This is a genomic window from Ammoniphilus oxalaticus, from assembly GCF_003609605.1.
In the GTDB taxonomy this organism is placed as follows: Bacteria; Bacillota; Bacilli; order Aneurinibacillales; family RAOX-1; genus Ammoniphilus; species Ammoniphilus oxalaticus.
In genome coordinates this window covers 919,253-937,268 of record NZ_MCHY01000008.1, presented here as the reverse complement: position 1 = coordinate 937,268, position 18,016 = coordinate 919,253, and the positions used below count along the sequence as shown (strand labels likewise).

At 46.0% G+C, this 18,016-nt stretch carries 18 protein-coding genes; 8 read left to right on the top strand and 10 right to left on the bottom strand.

Annotation, left to right across the window (positions count from 1 at the left end; all coding sequences use genetic code 11):
- Positions 1 to 16: 16 nt before the first annotated feature.
- The 4 genes from BEP19_RS11055 (at position 17) to BEP19_RS11040 (ending at position 3,387) form a co-directional block, all read left to right on the top strand.
- Positions 17 to 238, top strand: a complete 222-nt coding sequence (locus BEP19_RS11055; protein ID WP_120189919.1) for a heavy-metal-associated domain-containing protein — start codon at positions 17 to 19, stop codon at positions 236 to 238.
- A gap of 25 nt (positions 239 to 263) precedes the next feature.
- Positions 264 to 2,180, top strand: a complete 1,917-nt coding sequence (locus tag BEP19_RS11050; protein ID WP_120189918.1) for a heavy metal translocating P-type ATPase — start codon at positions 264 to 266, stop codon at positions 2,178 to 2,180.
- Positions 2,167 to 2,865 (top strand): Crp/Fnr family transcriptional regulator, encoded by a 699-nt coding sequence (locus BEP19_RS11045; RefSeq protein WP_120189917.1) that lies wholly within the window; start codon positions 2,167 to 2,169, stop codon positions 2,863 to 2,865. The genes BEP19_RS11050 and BEP19_RS11045 overlap by 14 nt, the downstream gene beginning before the upstream one ends.
- 93 nt (positions 2,866 to 2,958) lie before the next feature.
- Complete coding sequence (locus BEP19_RS11040; protein ID WP_120189916.1) at positions 2,959 to 3,387, top strand: hypothetical protein; 429 nt, start codon at positions 2,959 to 2,961, stop codon at positions 3,385 to 3,387.
- Between the two features lie 176 nt (positions 3,388 to 3,563).
- Here BEP19_RS11040 and BEP19_RS11035 read toward each other — a convergent pair whose 3' ends face one another.
- The 5 genes from BEP19_RS11035 to BEP19_RS11015 all read right to left on the bottom strand — a co-directional run bounded on the left by BEP19_RS11035 (position 3,564) and on the right by BEP19_RS11015 (position 6,793).
- Positions 3,564 to 3,989, bottom strand: a complete 426-nt coding sequence (locus BEP19_RS11035; protein ID WP_120189915.1) for a LysM peptidoglycan-binding domain-containing protein — start codon at positions 3,987 to 3,989, stop codon at positions 3,564 to 3,566.
- 110 nt (positions 3,990 to 4,099) lie between these two features.
- Positions 4,100 to 4,336: a hypothetical protein gene (locus BEP19_RS11030; RefSeq protein WP_120189914.1), complete on the bottom strand. Its 237-nt coding sequence runs from the start codon at positions 4,334 to 4,336 to the stop codon at positions 4,100 to 4,102.
- Positions 4,337 to 4,478: 142 nt separating this feature from the next.
- Positions 4,479 to 5,615 (bottom strand): hypothetical protein, encoded by a 1,137-nt coding sequence (locus BEP19_RS11025; protein WP_120189913.1) that lies wholly within the window; start codon positions 5,613 to 5,615, stop codon positions 4,479 to 4,481.
- Between the two features lie 46 nt (positions 5,616 to 5,661).
- On the bottom strand, positions 5,662 to 6,066 hold the full coding sequence (locus tag BEP19_RS11020) for a YugN family protein (protein ID WP_120189912.1): 405 nt from the start codon (positions 6,064 to 6,066) through the stop codon (positions 5,662 to 5,664).
- Between the two features lie 61 nt (positions 6,067 to 6,127).
- Positions 6,128 to 6,793 (bottom strand): TVP38/TMEM64 family protein, encoded by a 666-nt coding sequence (locus BEP19_RS11015; RefSeq protein ID WP_170145348.1) that lies wholly within the window; start codon positions 6,791 to 6,793, stop codon positions 6,128 to 6,130.
- 112 nt (positions 6,794 to 6,905) lie between these two features.
- On the opposite strand from BEP19_RS11015, the gene BEP19_RS11010 reads away from it, so the two are divergent.
- Complete coding sequence (locus BEP19_RS11010; protein ID WP_120189910.1) at positions 6,906 to 7,661, top strand: YheC/YheD family protein; 756 nt, start codon at positions 6,906 to 6,908, stop codon at positions 7,659 to 7,661.
- Positions 7,662 to 7,778: 117 nt separating this feature from the next.
- Positions 7,779 to 8,897 (top strand): S8 family peptidase, encoded by a 1,119-nt coding sequence (locus BEP19_RS11005; RefSeq protein WP_170145347.1) that lies wholly within the window; start codon positions 7,779 to 7,781, stop codon positions 8,895 to 8,897.
- Between the two features lie 48 nt (positions 8,898 to 8,945).
- Here BEP19_RS11005 and BEP19_RS11000 read toward each other — a convergent pair whose 3' ends face one another.
- Both BEP19_RS11000 and BEP19_RS10995 read right to left on the bottom strand, forming a co-directional pair.
- Positions 8,946 to 9,464, bottom strand: a complete 519-nt coding sequence (locus BEP19_RS11000) for a DUF1036 domain-containing protein (RefSeq protein WP_120189908.1) — start codon at positions 9,462 to 9,464, stop codon at positions 8,946 to 8,948.
- Between the two features lie 104 nt (positions 9,465 to 9,568).
- Positions 9,569 to 11,068, bottom strand: a complete 1,500-nt coding sequence (locus BEP19_RS10995; protein ID WP_120189907.1) for a hypothetical protein — start codon at positions 11,066 to 11,068, stop codon at positions 9,569 to 9,571.
- A gap of 145 nt (positions 11,069 to 11,213) precedes the next feature.
- On the opposite strand from BEP19_RS10995, the gene BEP19_RS10990 reads away from it, so the two are divergent.
- Both BEP19_RS10990 and BEP19_RS10985 read left to right on the top strand, forming a co-directional pair.
- The gene (locus tag BEP19_RS10990; RefSeq protein WP_147393792.1) at positions 11,214 to 12,005 is read left to right on the top strand and encodes a DUF6385 domain-containing protein; all 792 of its coding nucleotides are present in this window, start codon (positions 11,214 to 11,216) and stop codon (positions 12,003 to 12,005) included.
- Positions 12,006 to 12,035: 30 nt separating this feature from the next.
- The gene (locus BEP19_RS10985) at positions 12,036 to 13,112 is read left to right on the top strand and encodes a DUF6385 domain-containing protein (RefSeq protein ID WP_120189905.1); all 1,077 of its coding nucleotides are present in this window, start codon (positions 12,036 to 12,038) and stop codon (positions 13,110 to 13,112) included.
- Between the two features lie 123 nt (positions 13,113 to 13,235).
- Here BEP19_RS10985 and BEP19_RS10980 read toward each other — a convergent pair whose 3' ends face one another.
- From BEP19_RS10980 to BEP19_RS10970, 3 genes are all read right to left on the bottom strand, one after another.
- Positions 13,236 to 15,329 carry a hypothetical protein gene (locus tag BEP19_RS10980; protein ID WP_120189904.1) on the bottom strand — a complete coding sequence of 698 codons (2,094 nt, stop codon included), beginning with the start codon at positions 15,327 to 15,329 and terminating at the stop codon, positions 13,236 to 13,238.
- A gap of 149 nt (positions 15,330 to 15,478) precedes the next feature.
- A complete protein-coding gene (locus BEP19_RS10975; RefSeq protein WP_120189903.1) occupies positions 15,479 to 17,035 on the bottom strand; it encodes a glycosyltransferase family 2 protein in 1,557 nt (518 codons plus the stop codon).
- 2 nt (positions 17,036 to 17,037) lie between these two features.
- Entirely contained in the window at positions 17,038 to 18,015 is a 978-nt protein-coding gene (locus tag BEP19_RS10970) for an NAD-dependent epimerase/dehydratase family protein (protein WP_120190007.1), read from the bottom strand.
- Between the last annotated feature and the right edge of the window lies 1 nt (position 18,016).

Below are 18,016 nucleotides of genomic sequence, written 5' to 3'. Positions count from 1 at the left end.
CAAGGAGGAATATAAAATGAAAAACGTTCAATTCCAATTAGAAGCCCTTACTTGTCCATCTTGCATTAAAAAGATCGAAGGTACGTTACTGAAGCAAAAAGGAGTCGAGCAAGCGAGAGTGTTATTCCACTCAAGCAAAGTAAAAATTACCTTTGACCAACAAGTGACCAGCGCAGAGCGACTCGAGGATGCCTTGCGTAAACTCGGTTACCCACCATTAGCAACTAAAAACGCCTAAACATAATATACGAGGAGGGATGAAGATGACTGGAAAAATGAAAGCCCGACTGGCAGCGATCACTGGATTGCTGCTAGCGGTCTCCTTTATATTACATCTGTTCGGTTTTTCTGACTGGAAAAACTACCTCTTGATTCTTTCCGCCATCATTGCTGGTTATCCGATCGTCATTCAAGCGGTTCAAACCCTGCGTATGAGAGCGTTTAGCATTGAATTGCTTGTGTCCATCGCCATCATTGGAGCGCTTTTCATTGGCGAATACGTCGAGTCTGCCGTCGTATCTTTCCTATTTTTATTCGGCGCTTACTTGGAGGCGCGCACGTTAGAAAAAACGCGATCCTCGCTTAAGTCACTCATTGCGATGGCTCCAATGGAAGCAACCGTGTTTAGAGACGGGGAGAAAGTGACGCTTTCGATTGACGAAGTTGTCAAAGGGGATCGCGTCTTGATTCACTCTGGCGAAAAAGTAGCGATCGACGGACGGATCGTGTCTGGTACCGCTTCAATTAATGAAGCCACAATCACGGGTGAATCCGTTCCTGTTCACAAACAGACCGATGATCACGTGTTTAGCGGTACAATCATCGACAACGGCTATTTGGAAGTAATCGCGGAAAAAGTCGGAGACGACACGACCTTTGCGAAAATCATTGAGCTCGTTGAAGAAGCGCAAGAATCGAAAACTAAAACCGAGAAATTCCTTGAAAGATTTGCGAGCATTTACACCCCAGCAATTGTCGGGTTATCGATCCTTGTTTATCTATTTACGCGAAACATCGAATTTACTTTAACTTTCCTCGTCATCGCCTGCCCAGGAGCCCTCGTCATCTCCGCCCCCGTTTCAATCGTTGCTGGCATCGGGAATGGAGCAAAGCGCGGCGTCTTGATCAAAGGCGGTGAAAGTTTAGAAAAACTAGCCAAGATCGATACCGTCGTTTTTGACAAAACGGGTACGTTAACGAAAGGACAACCAGAGGTGACAGACATAAAATCTTTTGGATGCGATGAAAATGAATTATTGCAATGGGTCGCTCAAGCAGAAGTCATTTCCGAACACCATCTTGGACAAACGATTGTCAAAGAGGCAAAAAGCCGCAATTTGCAGCTGAACAAACAACTGGACCAAGCGGAAGTGATTAAAGGAAACGGAATCCAAGCCCGTATTGACAACCAGCTCATCACCGTTGGAACGCGAAAACTTATGGCGGAAAACGGGATTGAGATCGATGCCGCTGCCGAAGCGCATGCGGTCAACCGAGAAAAACAAGGAAACACGGTCGTGTTTGCGGCTGTTAACGATCGGTTGGAAGGAATCATATCCATCGCGGACCAAGTCCGTCCTGAAGCCGCGGAGACGATCCGCCGACTCAAAGCGTCAGGCGTCAAGCAAATTGTGATGCTAACCGGCGATAACCGCCATACCGCGGAATTAGTCGCCAACAAACTCGGGATCGACCAAGTGTACGCCCAGATGTTACCCGAAAATAAAGTGGAGCGCATTCAACAACTAAAACAAGGAGGCGCCCGTGTGGCGATGATCGGCGATGGCATCAACGACGCTCCCGCGATTGCGACAGCGGATATTGGACTCGCAATGGGCGGATCAGGAACGGACATTTCCCTGGAGACAGCGGAAATCGTGCTGATGGCGGACAAACTCGATCAGTTTGCTCACGCCTACTCACTAGCCAAAACAACCGTTCGTAACATGAAGCAAAACACATTTTTCGCAGTCGGAACGGTTATTCTGTTACTGATCGGAGTTCTTTTGCAAAAGGTGTTTCTCGCTTCGGGGATGTTAATACACGAATTAAGCGTTTTACTCGTCGTGCTGAATGCGGTTCGGTTGACGCGCTATAATAGTGACAAACAAGGTCGCGGCAACCGAAAGGTAAGCATCCCAGTAAGAAAAGGCAGGCGAGTAAAACATGAATCCTTGTAATCATCACTCGGTCTCGATCAAAGAGATGCAGAAACTATGCGTCTCTTTGGTGCCGATTTTTAATCATTTGCAACCGACAGAAATGGAAAAAATCGTTCATGCCACCCGATCCGCCTCCTATCAACGCGGTGAACAAATTTACGGAGCGGGCGATACTTCGGCGCAGTTGTTTATTGTGCATCGTGGCTTAGTTAAAATTTTTCGACTATCTGAATCTGGACGCGAACAATTGATCCGCCTACTCGAACCAGGCGATTTTATGGGCGAACTCGCCCTCTTTTCTGGATCGCCCTTTGACCACTTTGCTGTCGCCATGGAACAAACGGAATTGTGTGTAATGACCCGCGAGGACTTGAATGCTTTTATTGAACAACATCCGAAGATTTCATTACGGATTATGGAGGAGTTTAGCCGACGACTCGAAAGAGCTGAAAAGCTTATCAGCTGTCTGACATCGGAGGCGACAGAGCAACGGATCGCCGCCTATCTAGTCGAGTTGGCTGATGAGCATGCCGCCAACTCATTCACCCTACCCATGTCCAAAAAAGACATCGCTTCCTACCTCGGCACCACACCTGAAACCGTCAGCCGCAAATTAGCGGAATTTCAAGAAAACGGCTGGATCGAACAAAGCGGTCAACGCAACATAACCCTTTTGGATCGATACGCGTTGCAAAATCTTTAAACTAAAAACAGGAACAGCCGATGATTTGGCGGACCTGTTTTTTTATTTTGTATGTTAAGCTAGGAGGAAACGGTTTTGGAGGAGTAGAGAAGAATGGAACTTAAATATAAAAGCAGACCGTTCTGGAATTTGATGGGTGGAATGTGGGTGATCGTTGCCTTGATGAACGTGGGAGTGTTGATCCTGATGGTTAGTGGCCCAGGTCTTGCGGCTGTGAATGGACTTCTTATAGCGTTCATCATGATCATAAGCGCTTTTCTGGCTATCTCCTATTTTCGGATAACAAGAATTGATTATATCCGCGTTGATCAGAACGCGCTCTCTTTACATCGGGGCTTTCCTTTACCTCGAATCAACATACCCCTTCAGAACATTGATCGGGGACGCGTCACCGGGGACAAACTATTGTTAATATTGAAAAATGAAAAAGAGATGGAGATTCAATTACAAGCGCTAACCATTAAAAATACGGATAGATTAATGAAGGAATTAAAAAGACATTTTCAAGTCGATCATCTTTGAATTCACGGCGATCCAGGGCGAGCGATTCCAGGGAATCTCAGCCGACGGCTCGATCGGTCCACTGCAAGCAGGCGAATCATGACCACTTTGGAACGATTTTCAACGAGAAGCGGTCATGAACAGCCACGACGCGGCGCCTCACACCAACTTGTCCTCCCCCACTCCACTCCCCCCGATCAAGGCAATAAAATCGTTTGCCCCGCTTGGATTGTGGCGCCTTTGAATCCGTTGGTTTGTTGGATTTGGATAATTGCTTCTTCTGTCATCAAGTGTGGATAATGACGGTTAGCGATGGACCACAAGGTATCTCCGCTTTGGACTGTATAGAACATCTCGCCCGTTTTTTGCGTCATTCCGAACGTTCCATCAAAGCTAGCTTGTCCACTATGATTAGCAAAAATAAGATAGCTAAAGAAAAAGGTGGCAAGAATGCCGAGGACAATCAGCGCTAGATTCGGATTGATCGAGCGGATCTTATCTATTTTTGAAAAGAAGCTTGTCTCTTTTTTAACGGTGGTCGTTTCACTATCAATAGTCGTTCGATTGGATTGGACATTTGCAGAAGATGGCTTGTCCCATTGGTGATAAAAATGAATTTGCATCAATTTTGTCCCCCTCTGTTCTTTGTACTGCTACTCTATGAGCGGAACAGAAGGGTTATGCCTCCTTCAAAAAAAAGAACAGGATCTCAACTGATCCCGTCCTGTTGCATTCAATCCAGCGTATCCAATAATTTCTCTACTTTTTCCTTTGTCACTGTATATAAAATGAAAGCAACTTCAGTGGTCACGATCAAGGGGATGATCACCACGACCATCGTCACGATCATATTATTTGTCTCAGACAACCATCCGGTCACTTCCCATTTTTCGTACAGAAACAACATGCCGACTCCAATCAAAAGGGCAATCAACCCTTTTTTCACCTGTTGATGAGCATTCCAATTCAAAGCGCAGTATCCTCCCTCCAATGCATCTCTGCTTTAAAGACGATTGGCGAGGACAAAAAGTTACAAAATGGCGCCCTAATTAATAGTTTGTTAAAAGTTAGTTAATCTTTCCTTAATAATCGGGTGGGGTTCGTTTCAAATCCTAGTTAAAAAGGGTCAACAATGATTCCGCTTCCAATTTCCAACGCCCGGTTGGCGCGCCGCGCATGAAGTGAAGGGTTGTTTGAACAACCTGCTCCCGCTTGCCGATTAGTTTCAATTGTAGCTCGACGGACGAGGCGTATACGAACGGCGATCCTTGTGTTTCTGCCCGTTCATCTATTTGGAGCAAACGAACGGCTTCAATTTGCTTTCGCTGTTGAATAAAAGCATGAAACGCCTCGGAATCGGCTCGATTAATCAGTAACTTGATAATTTCCTCATCTTGTTCATTTATAGCGGTCGCAAACAGACGCATCAATTCCTCTGGCGTCCCTTGCGTCAATCTACTGATTAATTCCCCTGATGCTTTGCTAATCATTAGATCGTGGGCGGGGTCCGCATCTTTGCGGCGATGGGTCGAACTGTCTTTAAAATGAATACAAAAATGCCCCGGAAAGTCGTTGTTTTGGATGGCTCCCGCTCCGTGAGGCATGCCATGCATCGATGCGGCAAGTGTCTGACCGTTAACTCGGACGAGAACCGCCCGCCTTTTCCAACTCCATTTTCCTTGATAAATTTCTTTCATTGTTTTCGTGTCGGCGGCGGTGAGAGGTTGCGCATCGGCGTGTTGACTGCCCGCGCGACGCTGGACGTTAAACGTTTTTCCCGTCTCGATATCAACAACCTCGGCAAAGCCCATCCTTGGAAAAATATTCGACGCTTCCTTCCATGTGACTGCTTGTCCATAATGTTGCTCTTCTAAGGATTGGATTGTAGCCCGAAGTTGCTCTTTCGCCTCTTGGGGAAGTCTAACCTTCACGCCACGCTCGAGGTCGAATAAGTTCAAGGCATAACTAACGACATACGCAACATCCTGTTGTTCACCATGCAAGGTCACATACCCGTATGGAAGTTCAGGCTGCGCCTTTGTTTGTTGTTTTGGGGCTTTCTTAATTTCATTAACAAACCATTTATTCAATGTTTCTAGCTTCGTTTCAAACACCGCGTCAGGAGACGATTTCACACGGATCGTCAATCGACCTGTTTCTTTCGCTTCTCCCGCTTCTGGGATCCCACAAATGACCAGTAAGCAAACCGCGGCTAACGCAAACAAACGCGCCATATTCCTTAGCTTCATCAATCGTCCCCCCTTTTTTCAAAGAAAAAGCCCGAAAATCGGGCTTTTAAGATAGAAACGGCATAATCCGTTGAATCGCTTGTTCCGCTTTGGCAACTCGATGATCTTCGGCATGGATTTCCCCGTCTGTTTCGATCGGAGATTGAAACTGATTGAGTGTTCCCGCCGATCCGACTTCATCCGCGATCCCGGTATGGACGACATGCCTCACCAATAACGGTTGCAAAAATTTCAAGTTTGCTTTGGCGTCATCGAGTTGACCGCGTGTCACTTGGGCGGGTAACCGTAAATAAATCGTTTCACCGTCCCCATCCTTTTCTAAGGCGCAGTCAAAATAGCCACCATCATAGTCCCAGTTGCCGCCAAGCACAAATCCCTCAGTAGCAAACGGCTCGGCAATCGCGCCGTATTGGGCTTCTTTTCCTTCAATTTCCGACTGGAATGAAATCATTTGCTCACGCTCCTTTTCAACATCGTTTTGCTACTTTTTAGAATCTCCAACTTTTTGTTTTTCATGAGAGTTTCCATTTTTTTCGAGCGTAAGCCAAAGCAACCGCAAAAATCAAAACGCAGCCAACAGCAACGTACATAAGCCGCGATTTATGGTTTGAAAAATGTAACAAATCATGTCCGATAAAACATTGCGCAAACACCAACGGAATTTTGCCAAGCGCGGTCGCCAGTATGTACATTCTCGTTCGAACCGTCGATAAGCCCGCTGCCAAATTGACAACCACCGCGGGAATAATCGGAACAAGCCGTAATGCGAATACCGTTTTAAAGCCGTTTCTGTCCAGAATGTGATCAAGCTTTTGCCAATGCCGCGCCTCGCTTAGCTTTTGCTGAGCCCAATTTCGCCCGACCGTTCTGGCCACAATAAACATCAAGATCGCCCCGCAGACGGCGCCAATCCATGACAACAAAAATCCGCCCCATAACCCAAACACGAACACGTTCGCCCCGACCAACACTAAAAAGGGCACAATCGGCGCAAACGTTTGAACAACGATCAGCCCGCTGCCAAACAGGAACGCCCACGGTCCAAGTTCATGCAGGAAGAGAACGATGCCATCCAAGTTAATCAGTAACAACTGCGCTTTAAAAAACCAAAGTAACCAAACGACGAGCAAACAACCGAATAGGGCCCCAAATAGCCATCTTTTTTTAACCGCTATCAATGGGATTCCACCTCTTATCTCTGCAAATTTCCCTTCTCTAGGCATTCATCCATACCGATTTCCCAACTCGTACATAGAATAAAGTAATGTCAACACCTAGGAGAGGATATCTGTGATTAAACGTAGATATCAATACGTCATGAGTAAATGGGAGAAAGACAACTTGCTCCAAGAACATGAGATCATCCAATCCTACATGCCAGAAATGAAATGGTTAACGAAAGAGAACCTGATTGAGATGCTCACCGATCATCCTGTTTTATATATGAAGCCCGATACGGGGATGAAAGGAAGGGGGATTATTCAACTCTCCCACGCCCCTCTTGGGTTCGTTGTTCGCTCTAGCGACTCGACTGAACACATTCACACTTTTGACAGCCTAACCGTTTATCTTAAAAGTTTGGTCAAAAATTATAAATATATCATTCAAGAAGGGATCCCCCTGCTCACGCTTAACGAACAGCCGATCGACTTTCGCGTACTTGCGCAACGGCCGATGGAACAGTGGGTTTACAGTGGGATCGTCGGAAAACTAGGCGCCAAAAACGGGATTATCACCAACTTTGCATCTGGGGGAAAAGCAATTTCATTTCGTCAAGCGATGATGGAGACGATGCAACTCCCTTTTACAGAAATTAAAAGACGCAGGGATGAATTGCGCGATTTAAGTTTAGTGATTGCCGATCATTTAACAAACACATATCCCGGATTGCGGGAGCTTGGCATCGATTACGGGATTGATATTCATGGAAACGCATGGATCATTGAAGTGAATACGACGCCCGGACATCAATTATTTAAAGCGTTGCCGAATGAAAACATTTACAGACGGATTGTCCGCAATTTTCGGTTGCTAAATCGACATTAAACTGAACGGGATTGGAGACTGAAGCCTACACTTCGGTCTTTTTTTTTCGTAAATGAACCGACGGCCCACTCGCCTCATACAATAATGCAAAGTAGAAGAAAGAGAGTTGGCGAGCAGGTGGCAAAAAAACGAGAGCAGGAACACTTATTTTTAATGTATCCGAATGAACGACAATTGCTTCGCTGTTACGACAATTTACCGAAACGGGCGAAGCGCAGACTCCGACTTTACGCTCGATGGCATTGTTTATCCCTATTAAAGGAAGATTATGAAACATTAAAAAGTCGATTGCTGATCAGTAATGACCAAGATGAGGAACAGCGCATTACGGTTGAAAGCAATATCCAATTTACCTTACATGATGCAAATCGGGCTTCCAAACAGACGGTTCCATGGGGAATTTCGCGTTTGCAAGCTCCGCAAGTGTGGACAACGAGCGAAGGCGCAGGTGTAAAAGTGGGCGTTATTGACACCGGAATTAATGCCCATCACCCCGATTTAAACGGGAACGTGAAAGGCGGAGTCAACACGTTCAACTCAACAAGTCCATTTGTTGATGATAATGGACATGGCACCCATGTCGCGGGTACGATCGCCGCCTTAAACAATTCATTCGGTGTCGTTGGAATGGCGCCACGGGCGGAACTCTACGCTTTAAAATGTTTTGCGCCGGAAGGAACCGCTGATCTTGTCGATATCGCTCAGGCAATCGACTGGGCGATTCACCACCAGGTTCGTGTGTTAAATATGAGTTTTGGCTCCGCTGAATCGAGTCCTGTGCTGCATCGAGCAATAAAGGCCGCTCTGCAAGCGGGTATCATCATGGTCGCTTCTGCTGGCAACAGTTCAGCAACACTCGATTATCCCGCCCGCTACCCGGAAGCGCTTGCGATCGGAGCGCTCGATTCGCAAAATCGGGTCGCTTCGTTTAGTAACTACGGAAAAACATTGAACTATGTCGCTCCGGGCGTCGATATTTTATCCACATGGCCGGTTCCGCCGGGGTACAACACCCTATCGGGCACATCCATGTCCGCGCCGCACATCTCAGGCTTATGCGCCCTTTTACTTGCCCAGAACCCTGAACTAACACCGCTCCAAATCAAACGCCTAATGGACCAAGCCGCGCGGCGTATTCCTCGCGCGCCATTAAACAAACAAGGCCGTGGCGTCGTCACCGCTTCTCGCTTGTTAGCCGCTTTAAGCAAAATGAACAAGAGCTCATCTTCGTGTTAACGACGAGATGAGCTCTTGTTGTTGCTTGGTTGGCTAGACCCTACTTTATTATTTTTTTCTAACCGTTCGTTTCGGCAAAGAAACACGTCTTACAGACACTGGCTTCCCTTTTCCGCGTCTTTTCTTTGCCAGCAACGGGATCTTTTTCGCCTGAACGCGGACCCCTTTTGCGGATGGCAGGACATAACGAATATTGCCCGCTTTCGATCGGCGTTGACTGCTGCTCGAAATTAGATTGACGGTATAATCGCTGTAAAAAAACGGGACCGAAACCGGTCGCATCCCGACGGATCGGCACGACGCGCAACGCGTGTCCCAACACCAATGGAACGCTTGATTCGATACATCCGTGAAGTAAACGCCAGACCAGGTGCGTCCAACACCATCTTCCGCATAATAATAGAACGTATTTCCGCCGGCATATCCGCTCCATAGCAAGCGACGTTGCCCAGGCGCGATCGCGTACCAGCCAATTTTTGCGTAATTCACAGGTCCACACCCACGATTTGGATAACCGTAAGTGACATACACGGTTCGATTCGTACTATTTTGGAAATATAATCCCATCTTTACACTCCTTCCTCTCTTTACACTTTTATCGTATGAAAGAGGGAACGAAAGCGTATAGACAAACATGGATAGGCGCTAAAAATAAGGTCAGATGACTATCATTAATAAAATTCCATCCAATTAAGGCTAGCGCTGCATGTGGAAGTGCTTCCCGACGTACGCGCCGTTACCGTAATCGTTTCACCAACGGGCAGCGGGATATCTAATGAGCTTAGATCAATCACATTTGAATCCGTATTAGATAAATGGGATGAAAATTTTACACTTCCCGTTCCCTGGGTATATGTCCCCTCGGTATTGTAGGCAACACTGCTATTTTCAGTATGGATATTCGTAAATGTAGTATTCCCAGTGAGGACAGCGTTTCTTCTAAGCGAAAATTCTATATTTTTAGCTTCTCCGTCGACAGCGATTGAGAGCATGAAAACGCGTATCGAATTACGATTGGTTACAGAATTGAAAAGATCTTTGTTTTGAATCGTGAAGAGATTGACCTCACTACTTGATCCAATCCTTTTTGAATTAGAGAAAGCCTGCCTTGTAGCAATTGCCTTTGTCGCTACACCTTCTACTCCAGCAATGGCGGTAGAGGTTCGCAAAACGGGGTTAGCTGTCGTTGACCCATTATCTACAGCAGCCATTAACGGCAAGTGTAACGTAAATATTGCGGGAGCGGTCGAGACATTGCCAGTTGCTTGTTGATGGACAGGGATCCATACCCCGCTACTTGGGTGAGCGACAAAAAAAGTAATCACGCCATAATCCCCTTGGTACGTAATTCGATAAAGATTCCCTTTTGTTGGATCCAGCATAACACCACTCCCGCCACTCCCATCCAATCGATCCATATTCCAGGCCGATTGTTCCGTCCAATTGTCCACACCGTTGGATCTACGTAAGATACCAAAACGGGCGCCGTTGTAACCAAAAAATAACCCTTCTCCCTGATCGCCAAGTCCAATGATTTGCCTCGTCCCGGCAATACCCAAAGTAAAAAGAGCATTAAATATCGTTCGAATCCCCAGTCCCGTCGTATACCGAAGATATTTCCGAGTTCTCATATTGGCAGTTGAGCTTCCGGTCATTCCTGATTGTAAAACAGCGCTCCCATTAATGCCTTTCACCGAACCACTGCCCGTCGCAGTGACCGCTAACAATTCCGAATTGATGGAATAACGCGTCGTCCAACCGAGATCTGGGGTAAACGGAGAGGCGCTTAAATCGTGATAGGATGTTAGGGGAAGGCTAGTCTGGACCTGCTCGCCCCCTCCTGAATTCGCCATCCGTAAATTTCCGTCTGCGTCGACGTTTAAGGCAACCGCATTTTGTCCGTGGAGTCCATAAACAAGCGACTTTAAATCATAAGGGCTATTTGTAAATGATGGACTGCCAACAGCCGCTTCTCTCAGCCAATCTAGCTGTTCGAGCTCTTCCCCGCTACCCTGCGCCTGTGAAAGCAGCTCCATTTTCCCTCCCCCTTTTTGCTTTTCACGGACAATCTGTAATTCTAATTCCCTTGCTTTTAATTCCGACTCTTTTATCTTTAACTCCAATTCAAGCTTTTTGAGTTCAAATTTTCGTCGTTTACGTTCCTCATCCATCAAGAACGCCACCCCCAAAATCAATCTATAAGTAAACAGTGTATTCACCGGTTTCCTAGACGTTCACCCAAATGCCCTTCCCACAGTATCAATGCCGAAATTCGACTCATACACTAACCACAATTAGGTTGAAAGAGGGGTCTTTATGAGATTACACATGCGGCCATTGATTCGTTGCAACATTTGCTACCTTTTTCACTGTCATTGCAAAAAAACAAAAATTGTCCGTTCGAAAACTTATCGCCCCTTCACCGCAATGTATCCGCGCAAGGCGATCTGTCGACAATGCGGCAATACCTCTTGCAACTGTTACTACTCATCCCGTCCGCGTAAGAGAAGAACCCAACGAAGAGTATATACAATTGGAAAAGTGATTAGACCGCTTCGCATTAAGAACATCCAACAACCCGTTAAAATTAAACAACCGATTACGATTGATAAAGTGAAACAACCCATAAAACTTGCCAGCCCGTTAGATATCGAGGCCGACCGTTTAGATATTCGACCATTAAATCCAGTAACAGATGGCGTTCAAGTATACGGTTCAGCCCCAACGCCGCTACTGACTGATTCCGACGGACGCTTAATCATCACAACTAACCTCACCGATCCGTCACAAAACCGAAATTACAAAGAAATAACATTTACAGATGTAACCGCGGCGCAAGAATGGACTTATCTACCTGCCCAGGACACATCACAACTTATCACCTACACTTACGCGGTTGTTAATCAGGGGGATTCGGCGGTTCAAATCAAACTTGAATTAAGTCCAAATAACGTCATATTCCAATTCCATCGCTCTTGGGAAATTGCGCCGAGAGAGGTGGGCATTGTTGTTCCAGCCTATTTCCTGCATTACTCGCGAATTGCCGTTAAAAGCGCGGATCAAGATCGACACTCTGCAGTCGACATTTATTTTCAGGCCCAACAATAATACATTTATCCGAAGGGAGAACGATCGAGAGTGCCAAACTTTGCCGCATTTAACACGAATCCAGATGAATTACGAACGCTTATCTATGGTAGCGATGGAACGGGGACCGTGCCCGTCAGAACCGATGCGGAAGGGAACATCGGCGCCAGTATTGTCGGCGGAACATTAACGACTGTCGAAAATGTTGGAAATATCGCGGGTGGAACCTTGAATACAGTTGAAAACATCGGAAATATTGCTAATGTCGGGAATATTACCGGTGGAGCCTTATCAACCGTCGAAAATGTCGGTACTGTTGCAAACATTGCGGATGGAACGTTAACCAATGTTGAAACGATCGGGAACGTCGCGAACGTCGGCAATATCACCGGGGGAGCCCTATCTACCGTGGAAACTGTCGGAAGCGTAGGCAACATTGCGGATGGAACGCTATCTTCCGTGGGAACCATCGGAACAGTGAGCAATATCGGAAACATTACAGGGGGGGCGTTGTCTAGCGTCGATACCGTCGGAACCATCGACAATGTGGCGGGCGGGACGCTGAACACGGTCGAGAGCATCGGGAGCATTGCAGGAGGAACGTTGACCAATGTTGAAACGATCGGGAACGTCGCGAACATCGGCAATATCACCGGAGGGGCCCTATCCACTGTTGAGAATGTCGGAAGCGTAGGCAACATTGCGGATGGAACACTATCTTCCGTGGGAACCATCGGAAATGTAGCCAATATCGGAAACATTACAGGAGGAACATTGTCTAGTGTAACCTCTATTTCACAAAAAAGTTTTACAGAACAGGTGTTTCCGGACATAACAACGGGAGACACCTATGTTGGCACAGAACCGATTGAAACAGCGACACTCGGTAAATACTCATTCTTCATCTATAACAGTGGAGCAGATAATGCGGCTGATGTTCGTGTTGAAATTAGCGCGGATGGAACCAATTGGTATCCAGATGCGAGCACATCTACTGGAATTCCCGCAGGCGCTGTTGATGTGTTGGTTCCGATGCGTTTTCTAAAATATACGCGCCTCGCCTATCGCTCAAGTGTTGACGACAATCCGACGACGCTTGACATCTATTTTAACGCCCAAGGAACTTAAAGCCATCGCGAGAAAATCGCAGCTTTCATACTAGTCCGGCGACCTTCAACGACTTTTAATGTTTTTAAAACAACAAAGCTGTCCTTAAGCTTAAGGACAGCTTTGTTGGACAAAACGGAGGAATTAACTCCCTTTGCTTCCCTCCTCTCGATCTAAATCTTCCTCACGCAACAACTCCTGAATTCGCTGTTCCGCTGATTGCAACAAATTAATCTGCTTCAGCACCCCTTCATCATGCTCCGCCGCTTGTAAAAAATGTTGGATGGCGCCTTGATGATCACCTTCCATCATTTTACTCCAACCGAGCAATGTCTCATATTCAGCTTGCTGTTCAGGCGCGCTTAATTCATCTTTCGCTACAAGTTGGACAGCCTGATCAAACCTACCCAACTTTACATACAAACGATACAGTACATCACGCGATTCCCTCCCCGACATCTCTTGTAACATACGCGTGGCCATTTTCAAATCATCATTCAAGGCAAACAGTTCAACCTTAGCTAACGAACGCTCCCCTCTTTGCAAGCGGTCTACCAGCGCCTGATAAGCGCGCTGCTCTAATTCTTTATTCATGGACTCCCCAAAAGTAGCAACCGCCTCATCCAACTCCCCACGTTGCGCCTGAATCGCGGACCGAAATCGGTAGTGAGTTTGTCGCGCATTGGCGTGACCCGCCGCCTCGGCAAGCTGATAAGACTGCAACAAATACCGCTCAGCCTCTTCTGAATACTCCAAAAAATAATGATACACCGCAAGCAAAAACAATACTGTTTCTTGTTCACCCATCTTTTTAAGTAAATTTAAGTAATGTCGCCGACGTAACCGCCACTGTTTTTGAACTGATTCCGTTGGACTTTCGCCTTCGACTAGATCTCGAATCACCTCCACAAACACCACTTCATAATCTTTTAAAAAGAAAGTTTCTCGTTCATAAATTGCCATATCATAGGCAGCTTCATCTTCCCCATTTAAGAAAAACACACCATCTCTACGAAAAGTTTGTTCAAGATACGCCTGCTCTGATGTGGTCAAAATTAGCGTGGCCTGATGAGCCGCAAAATCATAACATTTTTTATAGAATAGATCATCTTGTTCACCTAGTCGAGCGGGCAATAATTGCAGCCATATTCTTGGTCCAAATTTTTTAACCATCGCGCCCCAAAGCGGATCACTGACGAAAACAAGCGTCTTAGATGGATCTAATTGTTCTAATTGCTCTAAGGACATCGGGGTAAACGACTCTGTTCCAGTCGTCTGCCTTCCGACTACATAACGCTTGCCGTTCACTGGCAATAACTCGATCCAACGGCGCTTAAGATCGCTCCATTGTTCTCCTCCGCTAAACAAGACGACGTCTAACGCAATCGGCGTTTGTTTCATCTCTGACGTTTGAATCGAAGCGGATAATGGAACATACGCAGGTGGCTGTTGTTTTTGATGTTGATCCACCTCAATGGTAAAACGCTCAGGCCCTTTCACCAAAACGAGCGCGTAACTATCATGGCATATCACAAATTTTCCTTGCGCGGCTTCGGCCCGTCCTAGCCAGTCGGAAATTCCCTGGCGCTTGTCTGCTATCTCCGAATTCACCCCGCCAATCACATCCAAAACGCTTCTACGCAAAACAACGCATGGCCAAGTTAAACGCGGCGTAAACTCCCAGGATCCGCATTGTTCGATCCCAAGTTGGTTTTGATAAGCGACCAGTTGCGCCATCGTCTCAAAATTAGGTGTTTGTGTCGTTAAATTCGTCAACGGCGCGCTTCCCATTACGGTGGAATTATCAAAAAAAGGCCATAACAGATTCGTCAGCCAATGAGGGCCAACGGTAACGGCATCTTCAAGAACAACGAAAAAAGAATCGGTTACTTCGCTTAACGCTTGATTCAATGAATCAACGCCTGGCAACGGCGCCATTAGTTTCATTGGAAAGGAATAAGTAAGCGGAGCTAGCAAGGTGTCAGCATCCAAGCGTGGGTTTGCCAACCATTGTTCCCCGACATATTGGTACAACTCCCCTTCTGGGACAAGGTAAACAATGGCTGGTTGTTCTGTATGCCGCTCGATGCAAGCTAACGCATGCTGTGTCCAAGCGAGTTTCGTCCCTCGCATAATAATCGTAATCCGCTCATCCGTCGGACGAGGCAATTTTCCTTTTTCCCATAAATAACGCGCCCGAGACGTCCACTTTGAAGTTTTTAAAGAAGGTTCATTCATCTTCTTTCACCCTATATTATTTTATGAACAGCAGGTCTGAATATGTGTAGCAAAAAAGCGCTTGACTGGGTAATCTATTTACATCCAATCAAGCGCAGACATTTTTGTTATAGAGATAAGACGGGCGTCAAACGAGCCAATCGTTTATATTAATGGGGAAGTCGACGGTAATTTTGCTTAAAAACACCTCTTTGTCCCTCTCGTTTAATTAAATAGGACAACGCTTCAAGATGATCTCCAATGATTCTATCCACCGCGGGTGGGTAACCTTCAGTAGCAAAATGTTGATCCGGTCGAATTCGATTGATCCGATCGACATCGACAAGATGGACGCATTCTATCTGCAAAGGAGGACTTAACATTGCTTTCATTTGAGCCAAAACGGGAGAAACGAGCGCAGTCCAATGGATATGATCTAACGCCGTTCGACTAAGCGCATGAGGGACAGCTACGAGCGACCCAACACCTAGCTCCTTCCGATTGGCCGCTAGATTAATCGCATATTTTAAAGCGGTGACAAAGTTCAATGGCAACCTAAGCGTTAAATAATAGTTTAAATCATTTAAGGCGACATGCTTTCCCCTTGCGATCGCCTGAGTAAATGGGAATAGTTGTTCTGGTTCTAAAACAAAATCGCCATCTAGAAACAAGAGGATATCCCCAGTTGCGAACTCGGCTCCAATCGCCCGACCAACGTCATTGCCAAGTGGTTCTTCAACAACGATCGTTGTTGCTCCACATTGTCTAGCGATCCTCTCCGTTTGATCCGTTGAACCATTGACTATGACCAGAACTTCTTTCGGTTCAATCTTCCTTACATTTTTAATCACATCACCGATCGTAAACTGTTCATTTTGAGCTGGAATAATAACGGATACTTGTTGGCCCCTATAGAGTGAGGAACGTTGCGTTCCCCAGCCAGGATAAACAGTTAACGTACGTTGCCCGTTTTGTATTTCGCGAACGATATCTCTCCTTCTCCCTCCGTCGGGAAATCCACCGCGCGTTGACTGCAATGCAGACGAAATTGATAGCGCTTCAAGATGATCACCAATGATTCTCTTTTCCGAACGAGAAAGAATCGCGGAAGACGTCGCATGCTCTTCCGGACGAAAACGGTTTAGCCTAATCACATCAATTCCATAATCATGGGCGATTCGAAATCCGCCTGTAATTAGTTTCATTTGAGCCACAATCGGATTTGCTAAAGATTCAACCCCGATTAACTCGAGAACCTGTCTAGTAAAAGCGTGAGGCACCGATAAAACCGAATCAATCCCTAACTCTTTTCTACCTAGTAATTCATTAAACACTTGCCTCCAAATGGTGGTAGAGTGTGGAAATTTCTTTTCTTTAAACAAAAAGTCAAAGTCATTTAGGATCACATCTACTGACCCCGTTAATAGAGGCCTTAACATCTCTCTCAATTCACTCGGATTAATCGCAAAATCCGCATCTAAAAACAGAAGAATTTCCCCAGTTGCTTGACGGGCGCCTATCATTCGACCGACATCATTTCCCAAAGCTAGCGATTCTACAATGATTTGACAATTAAATTTCCTAGCAATTTCCACGGTCCGATCCGTACAACCATTCGCGACTACAATGATCTCATGCGGATCTAGTTGTTGGCAGGAAGAAAGTACGCCAGGAAGCGTACTTTCTTCATTACATGCTGGAATAATAATTGAAACCTGCTTACTCACGATTAACTCAACTCTCCTCTCGCTAGTTTTCGACGATACCAACCGATCGATTCTTTCAATCCTTGTTCCAATTTGACTTGCGGTTCATATTGCAGGATCGTTTCAATCTTATTAATATCTGGAGATCGTTTGGGGATTTCTTCGAAACCATGAGGATATACTTTATCAAAAGGAATGTGTACGATATTTGAGGAAGATTTAGTGAGGTTTTTAATTTTAGTTGCTAGACCAAGGATTGTGATCTCATTCCGACTACCAACGTTAAAGATCTCTTGATCGGCTTTCTCTTCTAAGCATCTGATCGTTCCTTCGACAGCATCACTGACATAGGTAAAACTACGTGTTTGACTGCCATCTCCGTAGACTAATAGATCCTCGCCTGTCAGGGCGGCTTTAATAAAGCGGGATACAACACCACCATATGACCCATCTTTTTGTCTCGGTCCAAATATATTAAAATAGCGAACAATCGTAATTGGTAACTTTTTGCGCCCGTACGCAAGACAAAGACACTCTTCTAACGATTTTCCAAGCGCATAACTCCAGCGCAATTTTGTCGTGTTGCCAAAGCGCAGATCCATATTTTCGGAGAAGGGCGGTTCCCCTTTACCATACACTTCTGAAGTCGAAGCAAAGACAACCTTTTTTCCTGTCCTCATCGCTTCTTCTAAAATAATCGATGTTCCCGCTAGATTATTTTGAACCATTTCGATCGTATGGGTCATCGTCGTCTTGACGCCTAACATCGCAGCCAAATGAAACACAGCATCGTGTTCAGCAACTAGCTCCCGAACCAAAGAACGATCAGTTACACTCCCTTTTACAAAAGAAAGCTGCGAGTTCTGGTCTAAATCGGGATCAGCAATCGAATTCTCTAAATTGTCCAGGACCGTGACTTTATAACCCCGTTCAAGCAATCCCTCAGCAAGATGAGAACCGATAAAACCTGCGCCGCCTGTCACCAGGTACTTCCGTCTAATC

Coding starts and splice junctions, on each gene's coding strand:
- BEP19_RS11035 (WP_120189915.1), bottom strand. CDS start 3,989: ATGCAAATTCATTTTTATCACCAATGGGACAAGCCATCTTCTGCAAAT.
- BEP19_RS10980 (WP_120189904.1), bottom strand. CDS start 15,329: ATGAATGAACCTTCTTTAAAAACTTCAAAGTGGACGTCTCGGGCGCGT.
- BEP19_RS10990 (WP_147393792.1), top strand. CDS start 11,214: ATGAGATTACACATGCGGCCATTGATTCGTTGCAACATTTGCTACCTT.
- BEP19_RS11020 (WP_120189912.1), bottom strand. CDS start 6,066: ATGATTTCATTCCAGTCGGAAATTGAAGGAAAAGAAGCCCAATACGGC.
- BEP19_RS11040 (WP_120189916.1), top strand. CDS start 2,959: ATGGAACTTAAATATAAAAGCAGACCGTTCTGGAATTTGATGGGTGGA.
- BEP19_RS11055 (WP_120189919.1), top strand. CDS start 17: ATGAAAAACGTTCAATTCCAATTAGAAGCCCTTACTTGTCCATCTTGC.
- BEP19_RS10995 (WP_120189907.1), bottom strand. CDS start 11,068: ATGGATGAGGAACGTAAACGACGAAAATTTGAACTCAAAAAGCTTGAA.
- BEP19_RS11025 (WP_120189913.1), bottom strand. CDS start 5,615: ATGAAGCTAAGGAATATGGCGCGTTTGTTTGCGTTAGCCGCGGTTTGC.
- BEP19_RS11045 (WP_120189917.1), top strand. CDS start 2,167: ATGAATCCTTGTAATCATCACTCGGTCTCGATCAAAGAGATGCAGAAA.
- BEP19_RS11000 (WP_120189908.1), bottom strand. CDS start 9,464: ATGGGATTATATTTCCAAAATAGTACGAATCGAACCGTGTATGTCACT.
- BEP19_RS11050 (WP_120189918.1), top strand. CDS start 264: ATGACTGGAAAAATGAAAGCCCGACTGGCAGCGATCACTGGATTGCTG.